The organism is Fuscovulum sp. (assembly GCA_035192965.1).
Taxonomy (GTDB): domain Bacteria; phylum Pseudomonadota; class Alphaproteobacteria; order Rhodobacterales; family Rhodobacteraceae; genus Paragemmobacter.
In genome coordinates this window covers 422,100-443,867 of sequence record CP136571.1, presented here as the reverse complement: position 1 = coordinate 443,867, position 21,768 = coordinate 422,100, and the positions used below count along the sequence as shown (strand labels likewise).

At 63.5% G+C, this 21,768-nt stretch carries 20 protein-coding genes and 2 tRNA genes; 12 read left to right on the top strand and 10 right to left on the bottom strand.

What is annotated here, in order from left to right:
- Nucleotides 1-144 precede the first annotated feature (144 nt).
- The gene (gene nspC, locus RSE12_02160) at nucleotides 145-1,239 is read left to right on the top strand and encodes a carboxynorspermidine decarboxylase (GenBank protein WRH63156.1); all 1,095 of its coding nucleotides are present in this window, start codon (nucleotides 145-147) and stop codon (nucleotides 1,237-1,239) included.
- 42 nt (nucleotides 1,240-1,281) lie between these two features.
- Nucleotides 1,282-2,520, top strand: coding sequence for a saccharopine dehydrogenase family protein (locus tag RSE12_02155; protein WRH63155.1), 1,239 nt, complete (start codon nucleotides 1,282-1,284; stop codon nucleotides 2,518-2,520).
- A 59-nt stretch (nucleotides 2,521-2,579) separates the two neighbouring features.
- On the opposite strand, the gene RSE12_02150 is transcribed toward RSE12_02155, so the two are convergent.
- From RSE12_02150 to RSE12_02125, 6 genes are all read right to left on the bottom strand, one after another.
- Nucleotides 2,580-3,431: an endonuclease/exonuclease/phosphatase family protein gene (locus tag RSE12_02150; GenBank protein WRH63154.1), complete on the bottom strand. Its 852-nt coding sequence runs from the start codon at nucleotides 3,429-3,431 to the stop codon at nucleotides 2,580-2,582.
- Between the two features lie 9 nt (nucleotides 3,432-3,440).
- Nucleotides 3,441-4,901, bottom strand: a complete 1,461-nt coding sequence (gene xylB / locus RSE12_02145) for a xylulokinase (GenBank protein ID WRH63153.1) — start codon at nucleotides 4,899-4,901, stop codon at nucleotides 3,441-3,443.
- Nucleotides 4,898-5,863 carry a sugar-binding transcriptional regulator gene (locus RSE12_02140; GenBank protein WRH63152.1) on the bottom strand — a complete coding sequence of 322 codons (966 nt, stop codon included), beginning with the start codon at nucleotides 5,861-5,863 and terminating at the stop codon, nucleotides 4,898-4,900. The genes xylB and RSE12_02140 overlap by 4 nt, the downstream gene beginning before the upstream one ends.
- Nucleotides 5,864-5,873: 10 nt before the next feature.
- Entirely contained in the window at nucleotides 5,874-6,701 is an 828-nt protein-coding gene (locus RSE12_02135; protein ID WRH63151.1) for a carbohydrate ABC transporter permease, read from the bottom strand.
- Nucleotides 6,701-7,579, bottom strand: coding sequence for a sugar ABC transporter permease (locus RSE12_02130; GenBank protein ID WRH63150.1), 879 nt, complete (start codon nucleotides 7,577-7,579; stop codon nucleotides 6,701-6,703). The genes RSE12_02135 and RSE12_02130 overlap by 1 nt, the downstream gene beginning before the upstream one ends.
- 88 nt (nucleotides 7,580-7,667) lie before the next feature.
- A complete protein-coding gene (locus RSE12_02125; protein WRH63149.1) occupies nucleotides 7,668-9,050 on the bottom strand; it encodes a sugar ABC transporter substrate-binding protein in 1,383 nt (460 codons plus the stop codon).
- 84 nt (nucleotides 9,051-9,134) lie between these two features.
- Between RSE12_02125 and ugpC the strand changes: the two genes are divergently transcribed.
- From ugpC to RSE12_02100, 5 genes are read left to right on the top strand one after another with little or no spacing between them, the layout of a single operon-like run.
- Nucleotides 9,135-10,199, top strand: a complete 1,065-nt coding sequence (gene ugpC / locus RSE12_02120; GenBank protein ID WRH63148.1) for a sn-glycerol-3-phosphate ABC transporter ATP-binding protein UgpC — start codon at nucleotides 9,135-9,137, stop codon at nucleotides 10,197-10,199.
- Between the two features lie 2 nt (nucleotides 10,200-10,201).
- Entirely contained in the window at nucleotides 10,202-11,545 is a 1,344-nt protein-coding gene (locus RSE12_02115; protein WRH63147.1) for a sn-glycerol-1-phosphate dehydrogenase, read from the top strand.
- Nucleotides 11,542-12,102: an SIS domain-containing protein gene (locus RSE12_02110; protein ID WRH63146.1), complete on the top strand. Its 561-nt coding sequence runs from the start codon at nucleotides 11,542-11,544 to the stop codon at nucleotides 12,100-12,102. The genes RSE12_02115 and RSE12_02110 overlap by 4 nt, the downstream gene beginning before the upstream one ends.
- A 5-nt stretch (nucleotides 12,103-12,107) precedes the next feature.
- Nucleotides 12,108-12,878 (top strand): SDR family oxidoreductase, encoded by a 771-nt coding sequence (locus tag RSE12_02105; protein ID WRH63145.1) that lies wholly within the window; start codon nucleotides 12,108-12,110, stop codon nucleotides 12,876-12,878.
- On the top strand, nucleotides 12,871-13,776 hold the full coding sequence (locus RSE12_02100; protein WRH63144.1) for an HAD hydrolase-like protein: 906 nt from the start codon (nucleotides 12,871-12,873) through the stop codon (nucleotides 13,774-13,776). The genes RSE12_02105 and RSE12_02100 overlap by 8 nt, the downstream gene beginning before the upstream one ends.
- Here the strand turns inward: RSE12_02100 and RSE12_02095 are convergent.
- Nucleotides 13,773-13,931: a hypothetical protein gene (locus RSE12_02095; GenBank protein ID WRH63143.1), complete on the bottom strand. Its 159-nt coding sequence runs from the start codon at nucleotides 13,929-13,931 to the stop codon at nucleotides 13,773-13,775. The two genes, RSE12_02100 and RSE12_02095, sit on opposite strands and share 4 nt — an antisense overlap.
- Nucleotides 13,932-14,030: 99 nt before the next feature.
- Nucleotides 14,031-14,106, bottom strand: a tRNA-Lys gene (locus RSE12_02090).
- Nucleotides 14,107-14,202: 96 nt separating this feature from the next.
- Between RSE12_02090 and dapF the strand changes: the two genes are divergently transcribed.
- The 3 genes from dapF to RSE12_02075 all read left to right on the top strand — a co-directional run bounded on the left by dapF (nucleotide 14,203) and on the right by RSE12_02075 (nucleotide 17,426).
- Complete coding sequence (dapF, locus tag RSE12_02085; GenBank protein ID WRH63142.1) at nucleotides 14,203-15,069, top strand: diaminopimelate epimerase; 867 nt, start codon at nucleotides 14,203-14,205, stop codon at nucleotides 15,067-15,069.
- The gene (gene mtaB, locus RSE12_02080) at nucleotides 15,066-16,319 is read left to right on the top strand and encodes a tRNA (N(6)-L-threonylcarbamoyladenosine(37)-C(2))-methylthiotransferase MtaB (protein ID WRH63141.1); all 1,254 of its coding nucleotides are present in this window, start codon (nucleotides 15,066-15,068) and stop codon (nucleotides 16,317-16,319) included. The genes dapF and mtaB overlap by 4 nt, the downstream gene beginning before the upstream one ends.
- A 69-nt stretch (nucleotides 16,320-16,388) precedes the next feature.
- Complete coding sequence (locus tag RSE12_02075) at nucleotides 16,389-17,426, top strand: methyl-accepting chemotaxis protein (GenBank protein WRH63140.1); 1,038 nt, start codon at nucleotides 16,389-16,391, stop codon at nucleotides 17,424-17,426.
- A 2-nt stretch (nucleotides 17,427-17,428) separates the two neighbouring features.
- Here RSE12_02075 and RSE12_02070 read toward each other — a convergent pair whose 3' ends face one another.
- The gene (locus RSE12_02070; protein WRH64719.1) at nucleotides 17,429-18,382 is read right to left on the bottom strand and encodes a LacI family DNA-binding transcriptional regulator; all 954 of its coding nucleotides are present in this window, start codon (nucleotides 18,380-18,382) and stop codon (nucleotides 17,429-17,431) included.
- Nucleotides 18,383-18,733: 351 nt separating this feature from the next.
- On the opposite strand from RSE12_02070, the gene RSE12_02065 reads away from it, so the two are divergent.
- Both RSE12_02065 and RSE12_02060 read left to right on the top strand, forming a co-directional pair.
- Nucleotides 18,734-18,809, top strand: a tRNA-Arg gene (locus RSE12_02065).
- 95 nt (nucleotides 18,810-18,904) lie between these two features.
- The gene (locus tag RSE12_02060; protein WRH63139.1) at nucleotides 18,905-19,285 is read left to right on the top strand and encodes a group II truncated hemoglobin; all 381 of its coding nucleotides are present in this window, start codon (nucleotides 18,905-18,907) and stop codon (nucleotides 19,283-19,285) included.
- On the opposite strand, the gene gyrB is transcribed toward RSE12_02060, so the two are convergent.
- On the bottom strand, nucleotides 19,282-21,732 hold the full coding sequence (gene gyrB, locus RSE12_02055) for a DNA topoisomerase (ATP-hydrolyzing) subunit B (GenBank protein WRH63138.1): 2,451 nt from the start codon (nucleotides 21,730-21,732) through the stop codon (nucleotides 19,282-19,284). The two genes, RSE12_02060 and gyrB, sit on opposite strands and share 4 nt — an antisense overlap.
- Between the last annotated feature and the right edge of the window lie 36 nt (nucleotides 21,733-21,768).

The following is a 21,768-nucleotide window of genomic DNA, read 5'->3' as shown; positions in this document are numbered from 1 at the left end:
GCACTGCTTTGTTACCGGGCTGACATGAAGCGGGGTTAGGCGGGGGCGTGTCGTTGGCCTTGCTTCGTTGGGGCTTGCGTGGGGTTGGGCTTGGCCCTACATACCCGCGTTCTCGTTTCCCTTTGATCCCGGGGGGGATTTTCCATGATTCAGACGCCGTTCTACCTGATCGACCGGGCCAAGCTTTCCCGCAACATGGCCATCATGGACCAGCTTCGGCAGGGGTCGGGGGCGAAGGTGCTGCTGGCGCTGAAATGCTTTGCCACATGGCCGGTGTTTGACCAGATGCGTGAGCATATGGATGGGACGACTTCGTCATCCTTGTATGAATTGCGGCTGGGGCGCGAGAAGTTTGGCAAGGAGACCCATGCCTATTCCGTAGCATGGGCCGATAACGAAGTAGCCGAGGCGGTGGGTTATGCCGACAAGATCATCTTCAATTCCGTGGGCCAGCTGGAGCGGTTCGACAACCAATCCGCCAGCATTGCGCGCGGGCTGCGGCTGAACCCGCGGTTTTCGACCAGCGGGTTTGATCTGGCCGATCCGGCGCGGCCGTTTTCGCGGCTGGGCGAATGGGATGCCGGCAAGATTGAGCGGGTGATGGACCGGGTTTCGGGCTTCATGATCCATTACAATTGCGAGAATGACGATTTCGATCTGTTTGATCGGCAGCTGACGCGGATCGAGGACGAGTTCGGGGCGCTGCTTTCGCGCCTGAAATGGGTCAGTCTGGGCGGTGGCATCCATTTCACCGGCGAGGGCTATCCGGTGGACCTGCTGGCAGCGCGGTTGAAGGCGTTTTCAGAACGGTTCGGGGTGCAGGTCTATCTGGAGCCCGGCGAGGCCGCGATCACCGGGGCGGCAAGCCTTGAGGTGACGGTGCTGGACGTGATGAACAACGGCAAGGATCTGGCCATCGTCGATAGCAGCGTCGAGGCGCATATGCTCGATCTGCTGATCTATCGCATTGCGGGCAAGATGGAGGTGGAGGGGGATCACCCTTACATGATCTGCGGCAAGTCCTGCCTTGCGGGGGATGTGTTCGGTGAGTTCAACTTTCCCAAGCCTCTGCATGTGGGCGACCGGCTGAGCATCGCGGATGCGGCGGGATATACGATGGTCAAGAAGAACTGGTTCAACGGGGTGAAGATGCCAAGCATCGTCATCAAGGAGTTGGACGGGTCCATGACCGTGGCGCGGGAATTCGGCTATGCCGATTTTGCCGCGAACCTTGGATAATACTGCCGGTTGATCCGGCCCTTCCTGAAGGGGGTGTTTTGCATGAAACGCAACGTGTTGATCATTGGCGCAGGCGGCGTGGCGCAGGTCGTGGCGCATAAATGCGCGCAGGCCAATGACAGGCTGGGTGATCTGCATATCGCGTCGCGGACGGTGGGGAAGTGCGAGGCGATCATCGCGTCGGTCCATGAGAAGGGCGCGATGAAGGTGCCCGGCGTGTTTGCGGCCCATGCGGTGGATGCGATGGACCCGGCTGCGGTGGCGGCGCTGATCCGGAAGCTGGGCGTGCAGATCGTGATCAATGTCGGGTCATCCTTTGTGAACATGACGGTGCTGGAGGCCTGTATCGAAACGGGCGCGGCTTACATGGACACGGCGATCCATGAAGACCCCGGCAAGATCTGCGAAACGCCGCCATGGTATGGCAATTACGAATGGCAGCGGCGCGAGCGGTGCAAGGCAGCAGGTGTGACGGCCATTCTGGGCGTTGGGTTTGATCCCGGCGTGGTAAACGCCTGGGCGCGGGTGGCCGAGGATGCGTTTGTCGATGAGATCACGTCGATCGATATCGTCGACATCAATGCCGGGTCGCATGGGAAGTATTTCGCCACCAACTTTGACCCCGAGATCAACTTCCGTGAGTTCACGGGAACGGTTTACAGCTGGCAGAACGGTGGCTGGCAGGAAAACCGCATGTTCGAGGTGGGCCAGACCTGGGACATGCCGGTGGTTGGCGCACAGAAGGCCTATCTGACCGGGCATGACGAGGTGCATTCGCTGTCGGCCCGTTATCCGGGGGCGGATGTGCGGTTCTGGATGGGGTTTGGTGATCACTATATCAATGTGTTCACGGTGCTGAAGAACCTTGGGCTGCTGTCGGAGAAGCCGGTGAAAACGGCTGAAGGGTTGGAAGTGGTGCCGTTGAAGGTGGTGAAGGCGGTGCTGCCTGATCCGGCCTCTTTGGCACCCGGATATTCTGGCAAGACCTGCATCGCGACGATCGTGAAGGGCATGAAGGACGGCAAGCCGGTGGAGGTGATGCTGTATAACGTGGCCGATCATAAGGAAGCTTATGAAGAGGTCGGGTCGCAGGGGATTTCCTATACCGCCGGCGTGCCGCCGGTAGCGGCGGCGCTGCTGGTGGCAGAGGGCATCTGGGATGTGGGGACGATGGTGAATGTCGAGGAGTTGGATCCGAAGCCGTTCATGAACCTGCTGAACGGGATGGGGTTGCCGAACCGGGTGAAAGATGCGGCCGGGGATCGGGATCTGGCGTTCTGACGCGGATTGCCGGGTTGTCGGGTTTTGGGAGGGCGCGCCGCAGGGTGCGCCCTTGTTCGTTACAGCGTCAGGTCGATGTGCAGGGGGTGGTGGTCAGAGGCAGGGTTGGTGTTATCGGCCCAGATGCGCCGGACATGGGGGGCGAGGTCGGGTGTCAGGAAGATGTGGTCAAGCTGGCGGAGGCGGGTTTCGCCTGCGATCTGCTTGACGTGGGTGTGCAGGCCAAGGCCTGCGGCGGGGTCGATCAGGCCATCGGCGTAGCGCGCGCCGGGGTGGTAGGGGGTTTCGCCCACCAAGGCGCGGTATTCGGCGCTGCCGGGTTCCATGTTGAAATCGCCCGCCCAGATGGTGCGGGTGGGGTTCGGGGGTTCGGGTTCGCCTTCGGTCCAGTTGCGGGAGGGTTCGTCGTCAGTACCGCTCCACGGTCCGCCCTCAAATGCGGGGTTTCCGAGCATCTGTTTGAGGAAGGCGATCTGGGCGAGGCGTTCTTCGACGCCAACATGGGCGAGGTGGAGGTTGATGAGTTTGAGGGGGCCGGAGGGGTGGGCGATGACGGCCTCTAGCGCGGCGGTTTGGGTGTTGATGGGGTCGAGCATACGGCGTTTGGGAAGCGGCCAAGTGCGCGACCAGAGGATGGGCCAGCGCGAGAGGATCATCGGGCCGAACTGGCGGCGTTTGCTGCGCTCGTTCGGGACGGCCATGTCAAAGGCGGGGGCGTAGACCATGTGGTGGTCGGGAAGGAGTGCCGACAGGATCGCGGGTTGATCATCGTGGTTGGTGCGGGACCAGTGGCGATCTACCTCTTGGCAGGCGATCAGGTCGCGGTCGCGGATCGTGTCGGCGATACGGGGCAGGCTGTAGAGGCCGTCCGCGCCGAAACCGTATTGGATGTTGTAGGTGGTCAGCTTCATGGCCAGAGGCTAGCCGCGCCGGGCGCTTTCCACCAGTGCGTCGAAGCGGGCTTTGCGCGGTTTCAGGCGTTCGGCCAAGGCGGGATCGGGGTCGATCGTGCCGCGCATGGGCAGGGGGTTGGACAGAACATCGGTTGATGCGCCAGCGGCGACGGCGGCAAGGCGGGCCGCGCCTGCGGGGCCGCCGATATCGGCGCGGGCGGGAAGGGCGACGGGTTCACCAATGGCAGTGGCGATCAGCGTGGTCCAGAGGTTGGAACGGGTGCCGCCGCCGACCGCGATGAAACGCTGCGGCAGAGCGCCGACCTCGCGCTGGGCGGTGATGCAATCGGCAAACTGGAAGGCGACACCTTCCATCGTGGCATAGCCCATCATGGCGCGGTCCACGCCGGGGTGCAGCCCTTCCAGCCGGCCGGTCGCCTGCGGGCGGTTGGCGGGGGTGCGGATGCCGTTGAGGCAGGGCAGGAATACCGGGGAGGCGTCGGTCTTGCGGGTATCCATCGCCTCGGCCTCGCCGGCCAGTGTGGCGGCGGTGGTGCCGGAGAGGCGGGCGGTCCAGTCCAGCGCGGCGGTCGCAGACATGACGACGCCCATCGACAGGAACGTGTCGGGCGCGGCGTGGGCAGAGGTGAGGATGGCGCGTTGCGGGCCGGGGTGGAAGGTGGCGTCGACGATGCAGGCCACGCCAGAAGTGCCGATGGTCAGGACGGCGTCACCCGGACGGGCGGCCCCTGCGCCGAGGGTGGAGGCCATGTTGTCGCCCGCGCCTGCGGCGACGGGGATGTTCGGCTTCATACCCCAACGTTGGGCGAGTTGGGGTCGCAGGCCGCCTGCGGCGAGCCATGCGGAGGTGACGGGGGGGAGGTGGTCGGGGTTCCAGCCTGCGAGGGCGCAAAGCTGGTGGTCCCATTGCCCGGTGCGGCAATCCATCAGTTGTGTGCCGCCTGCATCGGTGGGTTCGGTGGCAACCTCACCCGTCAGGGCAAGGCGGACGTAATCCTTGGTCAGCAACAGCATGCGGGCGTCGCGCATGATGTGGGGCTCGTGTTTCGCGAGCCAGAGAAGTTTTGGCGCGGTGATGCCGGGGTCGGGCGTGCCGTTGGTGCGCTGGCCGATGTCGGGGCAAAGCGCCAGAAGTTCGGCACATTCGGCAATGCTGCGCTGATCGTTCCACAGGATCGCGGGGCGGAGGGGTTTGTGGGATTTGTCGAGGAGCAGGGCGCAGAGCATCTGGCCCGACAGGCCGATGGCCGTCACGGCGGCCATTTCCTTTGGCGCGTCGCTTGCCAGACGATCAAGGCAGAACCAAACAGCGGCGACCCAATCATCGGCGTTCTGTTCGGACCAGCCGACATGGGGGATCGACACGGCGATGGGTTGCGCGGCATCGGCAAGAACGGTTTCGGCGTCCTGAAGGATGACGGCCTTCACGCCCGAGGTGCCAAGGTCGATGCCGATGGTCAGGGTCATGCCGCCACCAGCGCGCGGGCGGTGGATTCATCTGTGACGAAGGTGTTGATCAGGCCAAGGCCAAGGATGGCGCGGCAAACGGTGATCTTGTGCGCGCCACCTGCGGCGAGGATGACGTTGGGGATACGGGCCAGATCGGGGATGCCGATACCGATGACCTTTTCGTTGATCGGGTGGTCGATGGGGTTTCCATTGGCGTCGATCACGGTGCCGAGGATATCGCCCACCCCGCCGAGGGCGGCCAATTCCTCGATCGTGGTGCCGCCGGGAAGGGCATCGCGCATCAGAAGCGAGCGTTTGGACAAATCGCCCGCCGCCATGGCCATCGCATCCACGCCGCGGATTTTTTCCAGCACCTCGCGGAAGACATCAAGCTGCATGATCGTGTCGCGGCTTTCGGCGCTGCCTGCGTAGAGGGGGGCGGTGAAATAGCTGTGCTGCGCGCCCAGCAGATCGGCGAGACGGGTGGTGATTTCAAAGCTGTTCAGATCAGAGCCGCGGGTCAGGCCGCCCATGACGGAGATCACCTCAAGATCGGGCCGTTCCAGCGCGGCGACAAAACGGGTGGCGATGTTGAGCGTGCCGCCCCATGACATGCCAAATCGTTTGACGGCAGGATCGGCCAGCACCTCGGACAACAGGTTGCCCAACGCGGCGCCCGTGATCATCTGGACATCGGATTCGTCAGACGGGGCCGGGGCAACATAGGCCTGATCAAGGCCGAAGCGTTCGCAAAGCGCCTGTTCCAGATCGAAGCAGGCGGCATAGGCGGTGTTGAAGGTGATGCGGACAAGGCCAACGCGATGCGCTTCGGACAGGGCCTTGTTCACGCGCAGGCGCGTGGCGCCAAGCTTTTCGGCGACCTTTTCCTGTGTCAGGTGTTCGACGTAATAGGCCCAGGCCACGCGGGCGAGAAAGCGCTGTTCCGCGTCGATCTGGGGCAGTTTCGGGGCGCGGGCCATCCGTATCCTTTTACTTCACCGCGCCCATCGTGAGGCCGCGCACGAGATGTTTTGACGCGATCAGGGCGAAGATCAACACAGGGATGACGATCAGGGTCGAGGTGGCCATGATCTTTCCGTAGGGCACGTCATAGCCTTCCATGAAAGTGACCGCCATTGCCGGAGCGGTTTTCGCTGCTTTTGGCGCAAGAATGTAGGCGAAGAGCAACTCATTCCACGAAAAGATGAAGGACAGGATGGAGGAAACGGCCACGCCGGGCATCGCCAGCGGCAGGCAGATGGAGCGGAAGATGCGCCATTGAGACGCGCCTTCCAGCAGGGCCGCCTCATCCAGTTCGCGGGGGATGGAGCGGAATTGATCGGTGCAGATCCAGATGACGATGGGCAGGGTGAAGGTGAGATACATCAGGATCAGCGCAAGGTGCGTGTCGCGCAGGCCAAGTTCGCGGCTGATGAGGAAGACAGGGAAGGCAAGGACGACCGGGCTGACGAAACGGTTGGTGATGAACCAGAACCAGAGGTCCGTCTTGCCGCGAAATTCAAAGCGGGCCAGCGCATAAGCGGCGGGGGTGCCGAGGACGACGGCAAGGGTGGTGGTGCAGACCGCCACGATGATGGAGTTGATGAGGGAGACGCCGACCTTATCCTCGAACAACACCTCCCAATAATTCGCCAGCGTGGGGGTGAAGAACCAAGCGGGCGGGGATTGCAGCGCGACGACCTGTGTTTTCAGGCTGGTGGTGACCATCCAGTAAAAGGGAAAGATGCAGAAAAGCAGGATGAGCAGCAGAAGCAGCCCTTCGGCCCAGAAGGCGCGGCGTTGCAGGGGGGCGGCCATCAGTTCACCTCGCGGTAGAAGAAGCGGATATATAGCCGGGCAAGGCCGATGGTCAGCGCCAGCATGATGATCGCCTGAGCCGAGGCGAGGCCGATGTCGAATTGCCGGTTGCCGACACGTTCGATCAGGACGGCGATGAACTCGGTGGCGGCACCGGGTCCGCCGCGCGTCATGGTAAAGGGCATGTCAAAGAGTTTCAGCGTGTCGGCGGTGCGCAGGATCAGGACGGCCACGAGCGACGGGATCAGGAAAGGCAGCTGCACATAGCGCAGGACGAGCCATTGAGATTTCGTCTCTAGCTGCGCGGCTTCTTCGATTTCCGGGGGGACTGTGGACAGGCCCGCCAGCAGGACGAGGGCGACGAAGGGTGTCCATTGCCAGATGTCCCAGATGATGACGGCAATGAAGGCATTGGTGGGATCGCCGATGAAGTTGATCGGGTCGACGCCGACCCAGCCGAGCATCTGGTTCACCACGCCGTATTTCTGGTTGAGCATGACCTGTGCCAGAAGGCCCACCACGGCATAGGTGGTGGCCATGGGCAGCACCAGCGACAGGCGGGCGAGGGTTTTGAAGAAGGTCAGGCCCGGGCGGTGCAGGACGACGGCAATCAGAAGGCCGAGGACGATCTGGATGGGGACCGAGATCAGGAAGAGCGTCGCGGTGCGGCCCATCGCCTGCCAGAAGGACAGGTCTGTCAGCACCTCGGCATAGTTGGAGAGGCCAACGAATTTTGTCTGCGCCTGTTTGGTGAGGTTGAAGTTGTGCAGGCTTTTCCAGACCGCATAGAGCAGCGGCGCGATGCCCACGATGACGAGGGCGGCGACGGCGGGGCCGAGAAAGGCGAAGATCGTCTTTCGGGGCACGTTGGCTGTCATTTTGGCGGTCCTTCCGGGTGGAAATCCCCGGCCCGTGTAAGGGGCCGGGGGCTTTTGCTGTGCAGTCAGAGATGGTCAGAGGGCCGGATTATTGGGCCAGCGGCTTTTTGCCGTCATAGTAGCCTGCCTCGGCGAGGACGGCCTCCATCTTTTCACCGATGTTCTTGGCGCCCTCTTCGAGGGTGACTTCGCCCAGCATCATCTTGGTGCCGTATTCCTGCACGATTTCGGTGATGGCGGGCCATTCGGCGAAGCGCGGACGGAATTCCGGCACGCCTTCCTGCCAGCTTTCAACCAGTGCGGGGATGAACTTGAAGGTCTCGGCGAGGGCCGGGTCGGCATAGGCCGACTGACGGGCCGGGACGCCGCCCATTTCAAGGTATTTGCCAGCATTGGCCTTGGACGTGACCCACTGGATGAAGAGCCAGCCTGCGGCCTGTTCCGCCTCATCCGCCTGAGATGCGACGGCGAGAGAGAAGCCACCCAGTGCGGGCTTGCGGCCTGCGGGGCCGGTCGGTTCCGGGGCAATTTCGACGCAATCGGCCACGGTCGAGGTTTCGGGCGAAACCACGGTGGAATAGAAGGCCGACCATTCGGTGATCATCGCCACGTCGCCCTGCGCAAAAGCGTTGACGGTTTCGGAGTGGTCATAGGCGACGATGCCTTCGGGCATGAACTTCATCAGATCCTGACGGAATTGCAGACCAGCCTGCGATTCGGGCGACAGCAGGTTCGACTTGAATTCCGCATTCAGGAACGATCCGCCGAAGGGCCACAGGAAGCGGGCGAAGCTGTCGGCGGACTGGGTTTCGTTGCGCTTGGACTGAAGGGCATAGGCGTATTTGCCATCTTTGGTCAGCGCGGGGCCGTAGGTATCCATCACCTCTTGCCAGGTGGCCGGGGGTTTATCGAAACCGGCGGCTTCCAGCATGCAGCGGTTATAGAACAGCAGGCCCGAATAGTTATCAAACGGCAGGCCGTAGTTCACGCCATTCCACGAGCCGAAGGCATCGAGGACGAGCGGGAAGAAATCGGCCATATCCAGTTCGGGATCGGCCAGTTCAGGGTTGCTGATGAAGGTTTCCGACGGAACGACCCAGCCATTTTCGGCAAAGTTGCCCATCCAGACGAGGTCGATCAGCGCGATGTCGAGATCGCCGCCGGCGACGAAATCGCGGACCTGTTCGCCCAGCGCGTTTTCGTAAGGCACGGTGGTGTAGTTCACCTTGATGCCGGTTGCGGCCTCGAATTCGGGCAGCATCTGGATCGCGGCGTTGTAACCCGGACGGTCGAGGAAAAGCACCTCAAGCTCCGTTCCGGCATAGGGTTTGGCGGCTTCTTCCAGCGTCCAGGCCTGCGCCTGACCACCGATAGCAAATGCGGACGCAGCAAGCGCCAGCGCACTGACGTGCATCTTGAGTTTCATGGTTTCCTCCCAGCGGTTCAGCGTTTTTGAACGGTTGACTTCCATTTGTAACGCCTTGCATATAAATGTATCGCAAGCGTGTCCTGTCAACGGGAAAATGCGCAGGTCACGGAAGGGGAGGGTCGGCAGATGGCCGAGGTGAAGCTGGTCGGGGTGAACAAGTTCTATGGCGGCCAACAGGCGCTGCACGATGTGAGCCTTGATATTGCCGATGGAGAATTCGCCGTTTTCGTGGGGCCTTCCGGCTGTGGGAAGAGCACGCTGCTGCGGTCGATTGCCGGGCTGGAATCGATCAGCGGCGGGGTGATTTCCATTGGGGGGCGCGATGTATCGGGCCTTGCACCATCAGAACGGGATGTGGCGATGGTGTTCCAATCTTATGCGCTATATCCCCATATGTCAGTGCGTGAGAACATGGATTTCGGCATGAAGATCAACGGGTTCACCCAAGCAGACCGGGACCGCCGGATCGCCGAGGCCGCGCGGGTGTTGCAGCTGGAGCCCTATATGGACCGCAAGCCCGCCCATCTTTCGGGGGGGCAGAGGCAAAGGGTGGCCATCGGGCGAGCGATTGTGAAGCAGCCCAAGGTGTTCTTGTTTGATGAGCCCCTGTCCAACCTGGATGCCAAGCTGCGCGTGCAGATGCGGGTGGAGCTGGAGGCGCTGCATTCCGAGCTGAAGGCCACGATGATCTATGTGACGCATGATCAGGTTGAGGCCATGACAATGGCTGACAAGATCGTGGTGCTGCAGGCGGGGCGGATTGAACAGGTGGGCAGCCCGATGGAGCTGTATCACCGCCCGCGCACGGAATTTGTTGCCGGGTTCATCGGTGCGCCGAGCATGAATTTCCTCGATATCCGTTCCGTGGGTGGTCGCATCACCTGTGGGGAGGCGGTCATCGGGACAGCCGCACCCGTGCCGGGCGCGGTGCGGCTGGGAATACGGCCCGAACATACGGGGCTGACGGCCCCCGGCGCGGGCGAGATGGATGGCACGGTGGTTCTGCGCGAAACGCTGGGCGGGGATGCCTATCTGTACGTGCGGACGGCGGCCGGGCAGGTGGTGGTGCGCGCCGATGGGGATACGGCGTTGAACCATGGCGACACGGTCGGGCTGTCGATGCCTGCGAATCGGCTGCATTTGTTTGGTGCGGACGGGGTGACCCTGTCTTCGGGGGGCGTGGCGGTATGAGCATGACGGAACTGATCGCGGGGGCGGTGGCCCGGTCGGCCACGGTGGCCGAGGTTGTGGTGGGGCGTGGCGTGTTGGCCGAGACCGGTGCGCTATTCCGGCGGCAGTTTGCCGGGAATCTGGCCTGTATCATTGCGGATGAGAACACGTGGAAGGCGGCGGGGGCGGCGGTGGAAGCCTCGCTGAAGGCGGCGGGGGTGACGGTGCGGGCGCATGTGCTGCCCGGCAGGCCGCGGCTGAAGCCGACGGTGGAGCTGGCCGACAGCCTGCGGGATGTGCTGGCGCAGGATGGCGCAGTGCCTGTGGCGGTGGGATCTGGTGTGATCAACGATGTGGTGAAACACGCGGCTTTCGGCCTTGATAGAGCCTATTTGTGCGTGGGCACGGCTGCGAGCATGGACGGGTATACGTCGGCCGGGGCGCCGCTTTCGGACAAGGGTTTCAAGAAGACGATCCAGTGCCGGCCTGCGCGGGCGGTGCTGGGGGATCTGGATGTGATCGCGGCGGCCCCGGCGGAAATGACGGGCTGGGGTTATGGCGATCTGGCCGGGAAGGTGCCTGCGGGCGGGGATTGGATCATCGCCGATGCGCTGGGGATCGAGGCGGTGGATGATGTGGCCTGGCCGCTGGTGCAAGGGGGGCTGCGCGGATGGCTGAGGATGCCCGACCGCGTGGCATCGGGCGACCGGGATGCGCTGGAGGGGTTGTTCGCCGGGCTGACGCTGGTGGGGCTGGCGATGGAGTTGCACGGGTCGTCGCGGCCTGCGTCGGGGGCGGATCACCAGATTGCGCATTTGTGGGAGATGGACGATCTGAAATTCGGCGGCGAACGGGTGAGCCATGGCGCCTGCGTTGCCGTGGGCTGCGTGATGGCGCTGCGGTTGTTCGATTGGCTGCTGGAGCAGGATCTTTCCACGCTGGATGTGGCTGCAATCGTGGCGACGGCGCCGACGCTGGCGCAGAAGACGGCAGCCATTCATGCGGCGTTCGGGGCGGGCGAGATTGCAGCGCGGGCGGTGGAAGAGGTGCGCGCCAAGCATGTGGAGGGCGCCGCGTTGCGCGCGCGGTTGGAGCGGTTGCGCGATGGCTGGCCCGCGCTGGCGGCGCGGCTGCGCGCGCAGGTGATGGCACCCGATGCGATGGTGGCGGCGCTGCATGCGGCGGGTGCGCCCGCACTGGCCGAGGAGATCGGGGTGGGGCGGGAGTATCTGCAACGGACCACGCTACACGCGCGGTTCCTGCGGAGCCGCTATACGGTGCTGGATTTGCTGGATGAATGTGGGCTTCTTGAAGCGGCGGTAGAGGCAAGCCTGCCCTTGCCGCGGCTGAAGGAGGGCCGGGGATGAGCTATGCCGATCTGGTGGCGCGGGCCGCCGATGAGATGAAGGCCGCGGCAGCGGGGGTGGACCCTGCGGCGCTGGCGGGGATGGTTGACGAACTGGCAGCGGCAAAGCGGGTGGTCTGTTACGGCGTAGGCCGTGAGGGGCTGATGATGCGGGCGCTTGCGATGCGGCTGTATCACATGGGGCTGGATGCCCATGTGGTGGGGGATATGTCCTGCCCGCCCGTGGGCGCGGGGGATCTGTTGGTGGTCAGTGCGGGGCCCGGAGATTTCTCTACTGTGCGCGGGTTGATGGGCGTGGCGCGGCGCGATGGCGCGCGGCTGGCCTGCGTGACGGCGCAACCGGGCGCGGCATTGCCTGCTGCAAGCGACCGGGTGCTGGTGATTCCGGCGCAGACGATGGCCGATGATACAGGACCTGCGGTGGCGAGCGTGTTGCCGATGGGTTCGCTGTTCGAGGGGGCGCAGTATCTGGTCTTCGAGATGCTGGTGCTGATGCTGCGGGACCGGCTGGGCGTCGCGCCGGACGCGATGCGGGCGCGGCATACAAATCTGGAGTGACGGGCATGGCAGAATGGCAGGGGCGGTTTTCGCTGGCCGGGCGCAAGGCGCTGGTCACCGGGGCAAGCAAGGGAATCGGGTTTGAGATCTGCCGTGTGTTCGCGGATGCGGGGGCGGATATCGTGGCCGTGGCGCGGGATGCGACCGGCTTGCTGGAGGTGAAGCGCGAGGTTGAGGCAAAGGGGCGGCGCTGTTTGGTGATCGAGGCCGAGATGGGCACGGCAGAGGGACCGGTGATGGCAGCGCGTGAGGCGCTGGAGGCGTGGGGGACCATCGACATTCTGGTGAACAACGCGGCGATTGCGCGGATCGCGCCTGCGGTGGACCTGACGCTGGCGGATTGGGACGCCACGATGGCGGTGAATGTGCGCGCGCCGTTCCTGCTGGCGCAGGCGCTGGGGCCTGCGATGATCGCGCAGCGCTGGGGGAAGGTGATCAACATCTCGTCCCAGACCGGGGTGATCGCGCTGGATGACCATGCGGCCTATGCCACGTCGAAGGGCGCTTTGAATGCGCTGACGAAGTCGCTTTGCGCGGAGTGGGCGCGGCACAATGTGCAGGTGAATGCGATCTGCCCCACGGTGATTCTGACGCCGATGGGCAAGGCGGTTTGGGGACCGGAGGAAAAGGGCGGGCCTATGCGCGCCGCGACCCCCGCGCGGCGGTTCGGTGAGACGGTGGAGGTGGCGGATATGGCGCTGTATCTCGCCTCGCCAGCTTCGGGGTTGGTGAATGGTGCGGTGATGATGATCGAGGGGGGTTATTCCAGTGTCTGACGATCTGCGGGACGCGGAGGCCGCGTTCCTGCGTTATGAGGCGGTGCGGGCAAGGTTGCCCGGTGCGCGGTTCCCGGAGGCCCCCATCTTTGCGCGCGATCTTTCCGAAGTGGCGGATCGGTGGGATGGGTTCGTGCTGGATGCGTTTGGCGTGCTGAATGTGGGTGAGACGCCGATCCCAGGCGCAGTGGCGCGGATGGCGGAACTGCGTGCGCGGGGCAAGAAGCTGTGCGTGCTGACCAATGCGGCGAGTTACACGAAGGCCGAGGCCTTGGTGAAGTATCGGCGGCTGGGGTTTGATTTCGCGGAAAACGAGGTGGTTTCCAGCCGGGATGTGGCGGTAAGCCGGATCGGGATGCTGATGCCGGGGGCGCATTGGGCGGCGATTGCGGCAGAGGGTGACGGGTTTTCCGATATACCCGGGCGCGTGGGGGATGCGGTGGCCGACCCCGGGCTGTTTGATGTGGCGGATGGGGTGTTGTTTCTTTCCTCTGTCCGCTGGACAGCCGCGTTGCAGGCGCGGCTGATGGCGGCGATGGCGCGGCGACCTATTCCGATTGTGGTGGCAAATCCCGATCTGGTGGCCCCACGCGAGGATGGGCTTTCGCAAGAGCCGGGATTGTTTGCCCATGCGGTGCTGGATGCCATCGGCGGCGTGGCGCATTGGTATGGCAAGCCCTTTGCCGATGGTTTTCACGATGTCTGCGCGCAGATGGGCCTGCCGCCGGAGCGGTTGGCGATGGTGGGCGACACGCTGCACACCGATGTGCTGGGTGGCCGTGCGGCGGGAATGGGGGCGGTGCTGGTGGCGGATCACGGGCTGTTCGCGGGGCGCGACGTGCGGGGGTACATCGCGCGGTCGGGCATCGTGCCGGATGCCGTGGTGGCGACGACCTAGCGCCCCTGCGACAGCAGGTAGAGGATGGCGAGGGCACTGCCGCCCGTAACGGCGGAAGAGCCAAGCCAGAAGGCCAGCCCCACGAGTTTCGGCAAGAGCCGCAGCGCCATAAAGGCGGCGAGAAGAAGCGTTCCGATGCTGAAGAATATCGCCATGGCGCGGGTTTGCCCGAGCGTTGCAGGGCTGTCGAGGGTGCTGCGCAGGCCGTGCGGAAATCCGCTTTTATAGCAACGCCAAAAAGGGAGGGGAGTGGGTGGTGAGCCGGACAGGATTCGAACCTGTGACCCGCTGATTAAAAGTCAGCTGCTCTACCAACTGAGCTACCGGCCCCACGTGGGCGGTGATTAGTGACGACGCGCGGGGGGGTCAAGGGCAAAAACTGCGCAGGTCTGGATAATTCCCTGCCCCGGGCGTATATGGGCGGGCATGTTGGAACAGCGGCCCCCTGGTGGCCTGGCTTTCATGAAAATGCATGGGCTGGGCAATGACTTCGTGGTGATCGACTCGCGCAAGCGCGGGGCCGATTCCGCGGGTGTGGTCACGGCTGGGCTGGCGCGGGCGCTGGGCGACCGGAACCGGGGCGTGGGGTTTGACCAGCTGGCCGAGATCCGCGATGCGGCAGGGGCAGATTTCGCGCTGGATTTCTGGAACAGCGACGGGACGCGGGCCGGGGCCTGCGGGAATGCCACGCGCTGTGTATCAGACTATGTGATGCGGCAAACGGGCAAGGCGGCGGTGACACTGGTCACGGCACGCGGCGGGCTGTCAGCGGTGCGGCGTGGGGATGGGCTGGTGTCTGTTAACATGGGTGCGCCGCAGGTGGCGTGGGATGAGGTGCCGCTGGCGCGCGAGATGGACACGCTGCATCTGCCGCTGGAGGGCGATCCGGTGGCGGTGGGGATGGGCAATCCGCATGCCGTGTTCTTCGTGCCCGATGCCGAAGCGGTGGATGTGGCCGGGCGCGGGCGGGCGGTGGAGCATGACCCGCTGTTCCCGGCGCGGACGAATGTGGAATTTGCCTCTGTCGTTGGTCCGGATCACCTGCGGATGCGGGTGTGGGAGCGGGGCACGGGGATCACCTTGGCCTGCGGATCGGGCGCCTGTGCAACGGCAGTGGCGGCGCATCGGCGCGGGCTGACGGGGCGGCAGGTCATCATGGATGTGGATGGCGGGCGGCTGGAGATCGACTGGCGTGAGGATGGGGTCTGGATGACCGGGCCGGTGGCGCATGTGTTTGACGGCTGGCTGAGCCCGGATTTCGTGAACCAGTTTTCCGGGGCGTCGGTTGCATGAACGCGCCTGTTTTCGCCACGCTCGGCTGCCGTCTGAACGCCTATGAGACGGAAGCGATGAAAGAGCTTTCCGCCGCTGCGGGGGTGGAGAATGCGGTGGTGGTCAACACTTGCGCGGTGACGGCGGAAGCTGTGCGCAAGGCCAAGCAAGAGATTCGGCGGCTGAGCCGTGAGCATCCGGGGGCCACGATCATCGTGACCGGCTGCGCGGCGCAGACGGAGCCAGAGACATTTGCCGCCATGCCCGAAGTGGCGCGGGTGATCGGCAATACCGAGAAGATGCAGGCGGAGACGTGGCAGGGCCTGCGGGCCCCTGACCTGATTGGAGTGACCGAGAAGGTGCAGGTCGACGACATCATGTCGGTGAAGGAGACGGCGGGGCATCTGATCGACGGATTCGGGCGGCATCGGGCCTATGTGCAGGTGCAGAACGGATGCGACCATCGCTGTACCTTCTGCATCATTCCCTATGGGCGTGGGAATTCCCGGTCGGTTCCGGCGGGCGTGGTGGTGGAGCAGATCAAGCGGCTGGTGGACAAGGGGTTCAACGAGGTGGTTCTCACCGGGGTGGACCTGACATCCTGGGGCGCAGACCTACCCGCGACGCCGCGCTTGGGCGATCTGGTGATGCGGATTTTGCGGCTGGTGCCGGATCTGGCGCGGCTGCGGATCAGTTCGATCGACAGCATCGAGGCGGATGAGGCGCTGATGGGGGCGATTGCCACCGAGCCGCGCCTGATGCCGCATCTGCATCTGAGCCTGCAAGCAGGGGATGACCTGATCCTGAAGCGGATGAAGCGGCGGCATTTGCGGGATGATGCGATCCGCTTCTGCGAAGAGGCGCGGCGGCTGCGGCCCGACATGGTGTTCGGGGCGGATATCATTGCAGGTTTCCCGACCGAGACGGAGGAGATGTTCCAGCGGTCGATCGACCTTGTGGGCGATTGCGGGCTGACTTTCCTGCATGTGTTTCCGTTTTCGCCCCGCAAGGGCACGCCTGCAGCGCGGATGCCGCAGGTTCGCGGCCCTGACATCAAAGAGCGCGCGGCGCGGCTGCGGGCGGCGGGGGATGCGGCGTTGACCGCGCATCTGACAGCGCAGGTGGGGCAGGTGCATCGGGTGCTGATGGAAGGGCCGCGCATGGGGCGGACCGAGCAGTTCACCGAAGTCGCGTTCAGCGCAGATCAGCCGGAGGGGCAGATCGTGACGGCGCGAATGACAGGGATGACCGGCCAAAGTCTTTGCGCCTGATCGGGCGGCGAAAGTCTTTGTTTACGAATGCAGCGCTAGACTGTCACCGGTGCGACATCTGGGGCTGACATGCACGGACGCGGTTTAAAGACGACGATAGATAATATTGCCGAACGTGTGGAAACCTTTGGCCGCATCAACGACAAGGTCGTGATGCAGTCGCACATGCTCGCCGTCAATTCGATGATCGAATCGGCCCGCGCGGGCCAGCATGGGCGCGGGTTTTCCATCGTTGCGCAGGAAATGAAGCGCCTTTCGGACCAGACAAAGGATAACGCGGATCAATTCCGGTTGGATGTCATGTCGATTGTCCAGACCGCGATCACCGCGACGGGCGACTTGTTGCAGGCGCTGGATGGGGCAGCCGCGCGCGCCTTGATGGAAAAGGCGCAGGCGCTGGTCCAGCTGATCGTGCGGAACCTGTTCGAGCGGACGGCAGATGTGCGGTGGTGGGCAACCGATTCGGCCTTTTGGCAGGTGTTGAACGATCCTGTGGCGCAGAGGCTGACGCTGGCCGAGGAGCGGTTGCGCACGATCCACCGCTATTACACCGTTTACTGTGATCTGGTGCTGACGGATATGGAGGGGCGGGTGATTGCTTCGGCCCGGGGGGGCAGCGCTGCGCGCGCACAAGGTTTGCCGCCCGAGGCGCTGGATTGGTTCGGGCGGGCGCGCGGGTTGGCGTCGGGACATGACTATGTGGTGTCGGGGGTTCACCGCAGCAGTCTGCACGAAAACCGCAAGGTTCTGGTTTATGCCACCGCTGTGCGGGACAGGGGGCAGGCAGAGGGTGCCGCAGTGGGGGTGTTGGCGGTCTTTTTCGACTGGCAGAAAGAAGCGCAGATTATCGTCCGAAACGAAGCCGGGTTCACTGCTGCAGAGTGGGAAACGCGGCGCGTGCTGTTGCTGGACAAGGAACACCGCATCATCGCGTCATCGGATGATCAGGATTTTCTGCAAGGCTTCGCCGGGATCAGCGGCGGCGCGGTGCGGGGTTGTCTGGCAGGCGCCGATGGCGCGCGGATCGGCTTTGCCCAAACGCTGGGCTATGAAGAATATGACGGGTTGGGATGGTACGGCGTGGTGGTAGAGCGTGACGCCCGGTGACGTCAGGCCGGGCGGATCGTGTCGCCCGGTTGCAGGGTTGGGAAAAGCTCGATCACCTCGCCCCCGATAAGGCCTTCATGCTTGCCCGCGATGATCTGGGCGGCGCGGCGGCCGATTTCGAGGCGGCAGGCATCCATGGTGGCCAATTTGCGCGGCAGGCCGTCGAGGAGTTCGACGCCGTTGAAACCGGCAAGGCCCACCTTGCCGGGCACGTCGATGCCGTTGGCAAGGCAGTAGAGCAGGCCCCCTGCCCCGATCATATCGTTGGAATAGTACAGGAAATCGACATCCGGGCTGCGCTTCAGGACGGCTTCGGTCATTTCCCGACCCTTCAGCAGGGCCGAGCCACCGGAATAAAACTCACGGTCGGCCAGCGCGAGGCCCGCCTTGGCGAGGGCTTCTTCGAAACCTTCGAGGCGCTTTTTCGCGCGGTGGTCATAGGGCATCATGGTGCCGCAAAAGGCGATGCGGCGATAACCGGCGGCGATGATCGCCTCGGCCATTTGCCGACCGGCGCGGCGATGGGAAATGCCCACCGCGCTGTCGACGGGGGTGCCGTCGATATCCATGATTTCCACGATGGGGATACCGGCCTGCGCCAGCATGGCGCGGGAGGCATCGGTGTGTTCAAGCCCTGCGATGATCATGCCCGAGGGCCGCCAGGACAGCATTTCATAGATCACCGTTTCCTCGCGTTCAGGCGAGTAATTGGTGACGCCGACCACGGGTTGCAGGCCGGTATCTTCCAGCGTGTCGGAGACGCCGGTCAGCACCTCGGGGAAAACCATGTTCGACAGGGACGGGATGATCACGCCCACGAGGTTGACGCGCTGCGAGGCGAGGGCACCTGCGATCTTGTTGGGGACGTAGCCCAGCGTGCGCGCGGCCTCTAGAACCCGTTCGCGGGTAGCGTCTGACACATCACCCCGGTTGCGCAGCACGCGGCTGACGGTCATTTCGCTGACGCCTGAGGCTTCGGAAACGTCACGAAGGGTAAGCGTGCGGCGGGGGTCGATGCTGGGGGGTTTGGTCACTGAGGCACGTCCTGACTACGCGGAATGCGTGCATTGTTAGACGTAAACACCCTCTTGTCCAAGGGCGGATGATGGGTTATGGTAGCGCTAACAGCCAATGTGTAAATCACTGTGCTGGCGATATCCCGCGCGTCCTGCAAGCTCTCAAACCTGGCGCAACGGACATGAGGGGGAAGTGGTGGGCCAAAAATTCACTTCCCCCTTTTTCTTTTCCTGATGATCTGACCGGGACTGTTGCGCCGAAAATCGTTTTCGCGCATCAAGGCGGCGGTTGGTCCCGTAGCTCAACGGATAGAGCGTCCCCCTCCTAAGGGGAAGGTTGCAGGTTCAAGTCCTGCCGGGATCGCCATATCTTCCACAGTCGGTTTTAAGGATACGGTTGGCGGGTGTCACATTGACCCCCTGCCCTTTCGCGCGCCTGATGGCGGCGATGAAGGAGGCCAAATGACAAGCGTGGTGGAGGAGATTGGTGGCGAACCGGTGGTGCGGGCGCTGGTGGCGCGGTTCTATGATCTGATCGAGACAGCGCCCGAAGGGGCGCGGATTCTGGACCTGCATTTCCAGGGGCATGGGATCGGCCATGTGCGGGCCGAGCAGTTCGATTTCCTGTGCGGGTTCTTTGGCGGGCGGCGGTATTATGCGGAACGGCACGGGCATATGAACCTGCGCGAGGTGCATGCCCATGTGCCGATCCGGTTGTGCGATGCCGAGGATTGGCTGGGCTGCATGGGCCGCGCGCTGGATGATGTGGGTATCACCGGGCCTGCCCGCGCCCGGATCGACACGGCCTTTGACCGTGCCGCCCGGATTTTGGTGAACTGTTAGAAGTCGAGGTTTTCGACGTTCAGCGCGTTCTGCTGGATGAATTCGCGGCGTGGTTCCACCACATCGCCCATCAGTTTGGTGAAGATGTCGTCGGCTTCGGCCAGATCGTCGACCTTGACCTGCAACAGGGTGCGGGCATCGGGATCGAGGGTGGTTTCCCAGAGCTGTTCGGGGTTCATCTCGCCAAGGCCCTTGTAGCGTTGCAGGGACAGGCCCTTTTCGCCCTCAGTCAGGATGGATTTCAGCAGGTCGATGGGGCCGTAGACCAGCTGTTCGCGGTCCTTCCGCACCAGTCGCGCCTCGTTGCGATAGATGTCGCGGGTGTCTTGCGAGGCCGCGGACAGGCGGCGGGCTTCGCCCGATCGCAGGACCGCGCCATCAAGCGTGCGAAGCTCTTCCACCCCGCGCAGAACGCGGGCGAGGCGGATGCCGTGATCTTGGGTGATGCGGCCGATCCAGCCCTTTTCGTATTCGGCGGCGATGAGGTTCAGGCGGCGTGCGACGGTATCGGCGACGGCCTGAAGGTCGGCATCGGCTTGGCCTGCGTCAAAAGCCCCTGCCAGCGCGGCCTGTTCCAGAATTCCGCGCGGGTAGTTGGTGGGGAAGGCATCAAGGATGCGGCGGAACTGACGCGCGCCTTCGATCACGCGGCGCAGGTCGGCCCCGGCGATTTCCTCGCCCGAGCCAAGGCGCAGGATCGCGCCATCGACGCCCATGTCGATCAGGTAATCCTCAAGCCCGGCCTGATCCTTGATATAGACCTCGGATTTGCCGCGGGCGACTTTGTAGAGCGGGGGTTGGGCGATGTAGAGGTATCCGCCTTCGATCAGTTCCGGCATCTGGCGGAAGAAGAAGGTCAGGATCAGGGTACGGATATGCGCGCCGTCGACATCAGCATCGGTCATGATGACGATCTTGTGGTAGCGCAGTTTCTTGATGTCAAACTCATCCCGCCCGATGCCGGTGCCCAGCGCAGTGATGAGGGTGCCGATTTCCTGGCTGGCAAGCATGCGGTCAAAGCGGGCGCGTTCGACGTTGAGGATTTTCCCCTTCAGCGGAAGCACCGCCTGATTGGATCGGGAACGGCCCTGTTTGGCCGAGCCGCCGGCGGAGTCACCCTCAACCAGAAACAGTTCGGATTTGGCGGGATCGCGTTCCTGGCAATCGGCCAGTTTTCCGGGGAGCGAGGCCACATCCAGCGCCGTCTTGCGGCGGGTCAGTTCGCGCGCCTTGCGGGCGGCTTCGCGGGCAAGCGCCGCCTCGATGATCTTGCCGACGATGATCTTGGCGTTCTGGGGGTTTTCCTCGAACCATTCGGCCAGCTTTTCGTTGACGAGGTTTTCGACGGCGGGGCGAACTTCGGACGAAACCAGTTTGTCCTTGGTCTGGCTGGAGAATTTCGGATCGGGCACCTTGACCGACAGCACGCAGGTCAGGCCTTCGCGCGCATCGTCGCCGGTGAAATCGACCTTTTCCTTTTTGGCGATGCCAGAGGTCTGGGCGTAGTTGTTGATCGTGCGGGTCAGCGCGCCGCGAAAGCCCGCCATATGCGTGCCGCCGTCACGCTGGGGGATGTTGTTGGTGAAGGGCAGTACGGTTTCGTGATAGCTGTCGTTCCACCACATCGCCACTTCGACGCCGATCCCGTTCTTTTCACCGACCATGTAAATCGGTTCCGGCATGATCGAGGATTTGGACCGGTCGAGGTATTTGACGTATTCGCGGACCCCGCCTTCGTAGAACAGTTCAGTTTTCAGCGGTTCGGCGGGGCGTTCGTCTTCGACGATTATCCGGACGCCGGAATTTAGGAAGGCCAGTTCGCGCAGGCGGTTTTCCAGCGTTTTGAATTGGTATTCGAGGTTGGAAAAAGTGCCCTCGGGCGTGTTGGTCTTGGCGCTGGCCAGAAAGCGCACTTCGGTGCCACGCATGCCGGGGGCCGGGCCGACCGGGTAGACATGGGTGACGCATTCGCCATGTTCAAAGCGGGCGCGGTATTCGGTTTCATCCCGCCAGACGGTCAGTTCCAGCCATTCCGACAGGGCGTTGACGACGGACACGCCCACACCGTGCAGGCCGCCCGATACTTTGTAGGCGTTGCCGCTGTCATCGGTGTTGTTGAATTTACCGCCGGCGTGAAGCTGGGTCATGATGACCTCGGCCGCCGAGACGCCTTCTTCCTGATGGATATCAACAGGGATGCCGCGGCCGTTGTCGCGGACCGATACGCTGGAATCCGCGTGGATTTTCACGGATACGGCGGTGGCGTGGCCTGCCAATGCCTCATCAATTCCGTTGTCGACGACTTCGTAGACCATGTGATGCAGGCCCGACCCATCATCGGTGTCACCGATATACATGCCGGGGCGTTTGCGGACAGCCTCTAACCCCTTGAGAACCTTGATGGAATCGGCGCCATATTCGGCGGGTTTCTTCGCGGCTTCGGCCATAGGTCGGGATCCCTTGAATTGCCCGCGATTTATAGC

Bases quoted from the DNA above. Each gene is read 5' to 3' on its own strand.
- nspC (WRH63156.1), top strand. From the start codon at position 145: ATGATTCAGACGCCGTTCTACCTGATCGACCGGGCCAAGCTTTCCCGC.
- RSE12_02155 (WRH63155.1), top strand. From the start codon at position 1,282: ATGAAACGCAACGTGTTGATCATTGGCGCAGGCGGCGTGGCGCAGGTC.
- RSE12_02150 (WRH63154.1), bottom strand. From the start codon at position 3,431: ATGAAGCTGACCACCTACAACATCCAATACGGTTTCGGCGCGGACGGC.
- xylB (WRH63153.1), bottom strand. From the start codon at position 4,901: ATGACCCTGACCATCGGCATCGACCTTGGCACCTCGGGCGTGAAGGCC.
- RSE12_02140 (WRH63152.1), bottom strand. From the start codon at position 5,863: ATGGCCCGCGCCCCGAAACTGCCCCAGATCGACGCGGAACAGCGCTTT.
- RSE12_02135 (WRH63151.1), bottom strand. From the start codon at position 6,701: ATGGCCGCCCCCCTGCAACGCCGCGCCTTCTGGGCCGAAGGGCTGCTT.
- RSE12_02130 (WRH63150.1), bottom strand. From the start codon at position 7,579: ATGACAGCCAACGTGCCCCGAAAGACGATCTTCGCCTTTCTCGGCCCC.
- RSE12_02125 (WRH63149.1), bottom strand. From the start codon at position 9,050: ATGGAAGTCAACCGTTCAAAAACGCTGAACCGCTGGGAGGAAACCATG.
- ugpC (WRH63148.1), top strand. From the start codon at position 9,135: ATGGCCGAGGTGAAGCTGGTCGGGGTGAACAAGTTCTATGGCGGCCAA.
- RSE12_02115 (WRH63147.1), top strand. From the start codon at position 10,202: ATGACGGAACTGATCGCGGGGGCGGTGGCCCGGTCGGCCACGGTGGCC.
- RSE12_02110 (WRH63146.1), top strand. From the start codon at position 11,542: ATGAGCTATGCCGATCTGGTGGCGCGGGCCGCCGATGAGATGAAGGCC.
- RSE12_02105 (WRH63145.1), top strand. From the start codon at position 12,108: ATGGCAGAATGGCAGGGGCGGTTTTCGCTGGCCGGGCGCAAGGCGCTG.
- RSE12_02095 (WRH63143.1), bottom strand. From the start codon at position 13,931: ATGGCGATATTCTTCAGCATCGGAACGCTTCTTCTCGCCGCCTTTATG.
- dapF (WRH63142.1), top strand. From the start codon at position 14,203: ATGTTGGAACAGCGGCCCCCTGGTGGCCTGGCTTTCATGAAAATGCAT.
- mtaB (WRH63141.1), top strand. From the start codon at position 15,066: ATGAACGCGCCTGTTTTCGCCACGCTCGGCTGCCGTCTGAACGCCTAT.
- RSE12_02075 (WRH63140.1), top strand. From the start codon at position 16,389: ATGCACGGACGCGGTTTAAAGACGACGATAGATAATATTGCCGAACGT.
- RSE12_02070 (WRH64719.1), bottom strand. From the start codon at position 18,382: ATGACCGTCAGCCGCGTGCTGCGCAACCGGGGTGATGTGTCAGACGCT.
- RSE12_02060 (WRH63139.1), top strand. From the start codon at position 18,905: ATGACAAGCGTGGTGGAGGAGATTGGTGGCGAACCGGTGGTGCGGGCG.
- gyrB (WRH63138.1), bottom strand. From the start codon at position 21,732: ATGGCCGAAGCCGCGAAGAAACCCGCCGAATATGGCGCCGATTCCATC.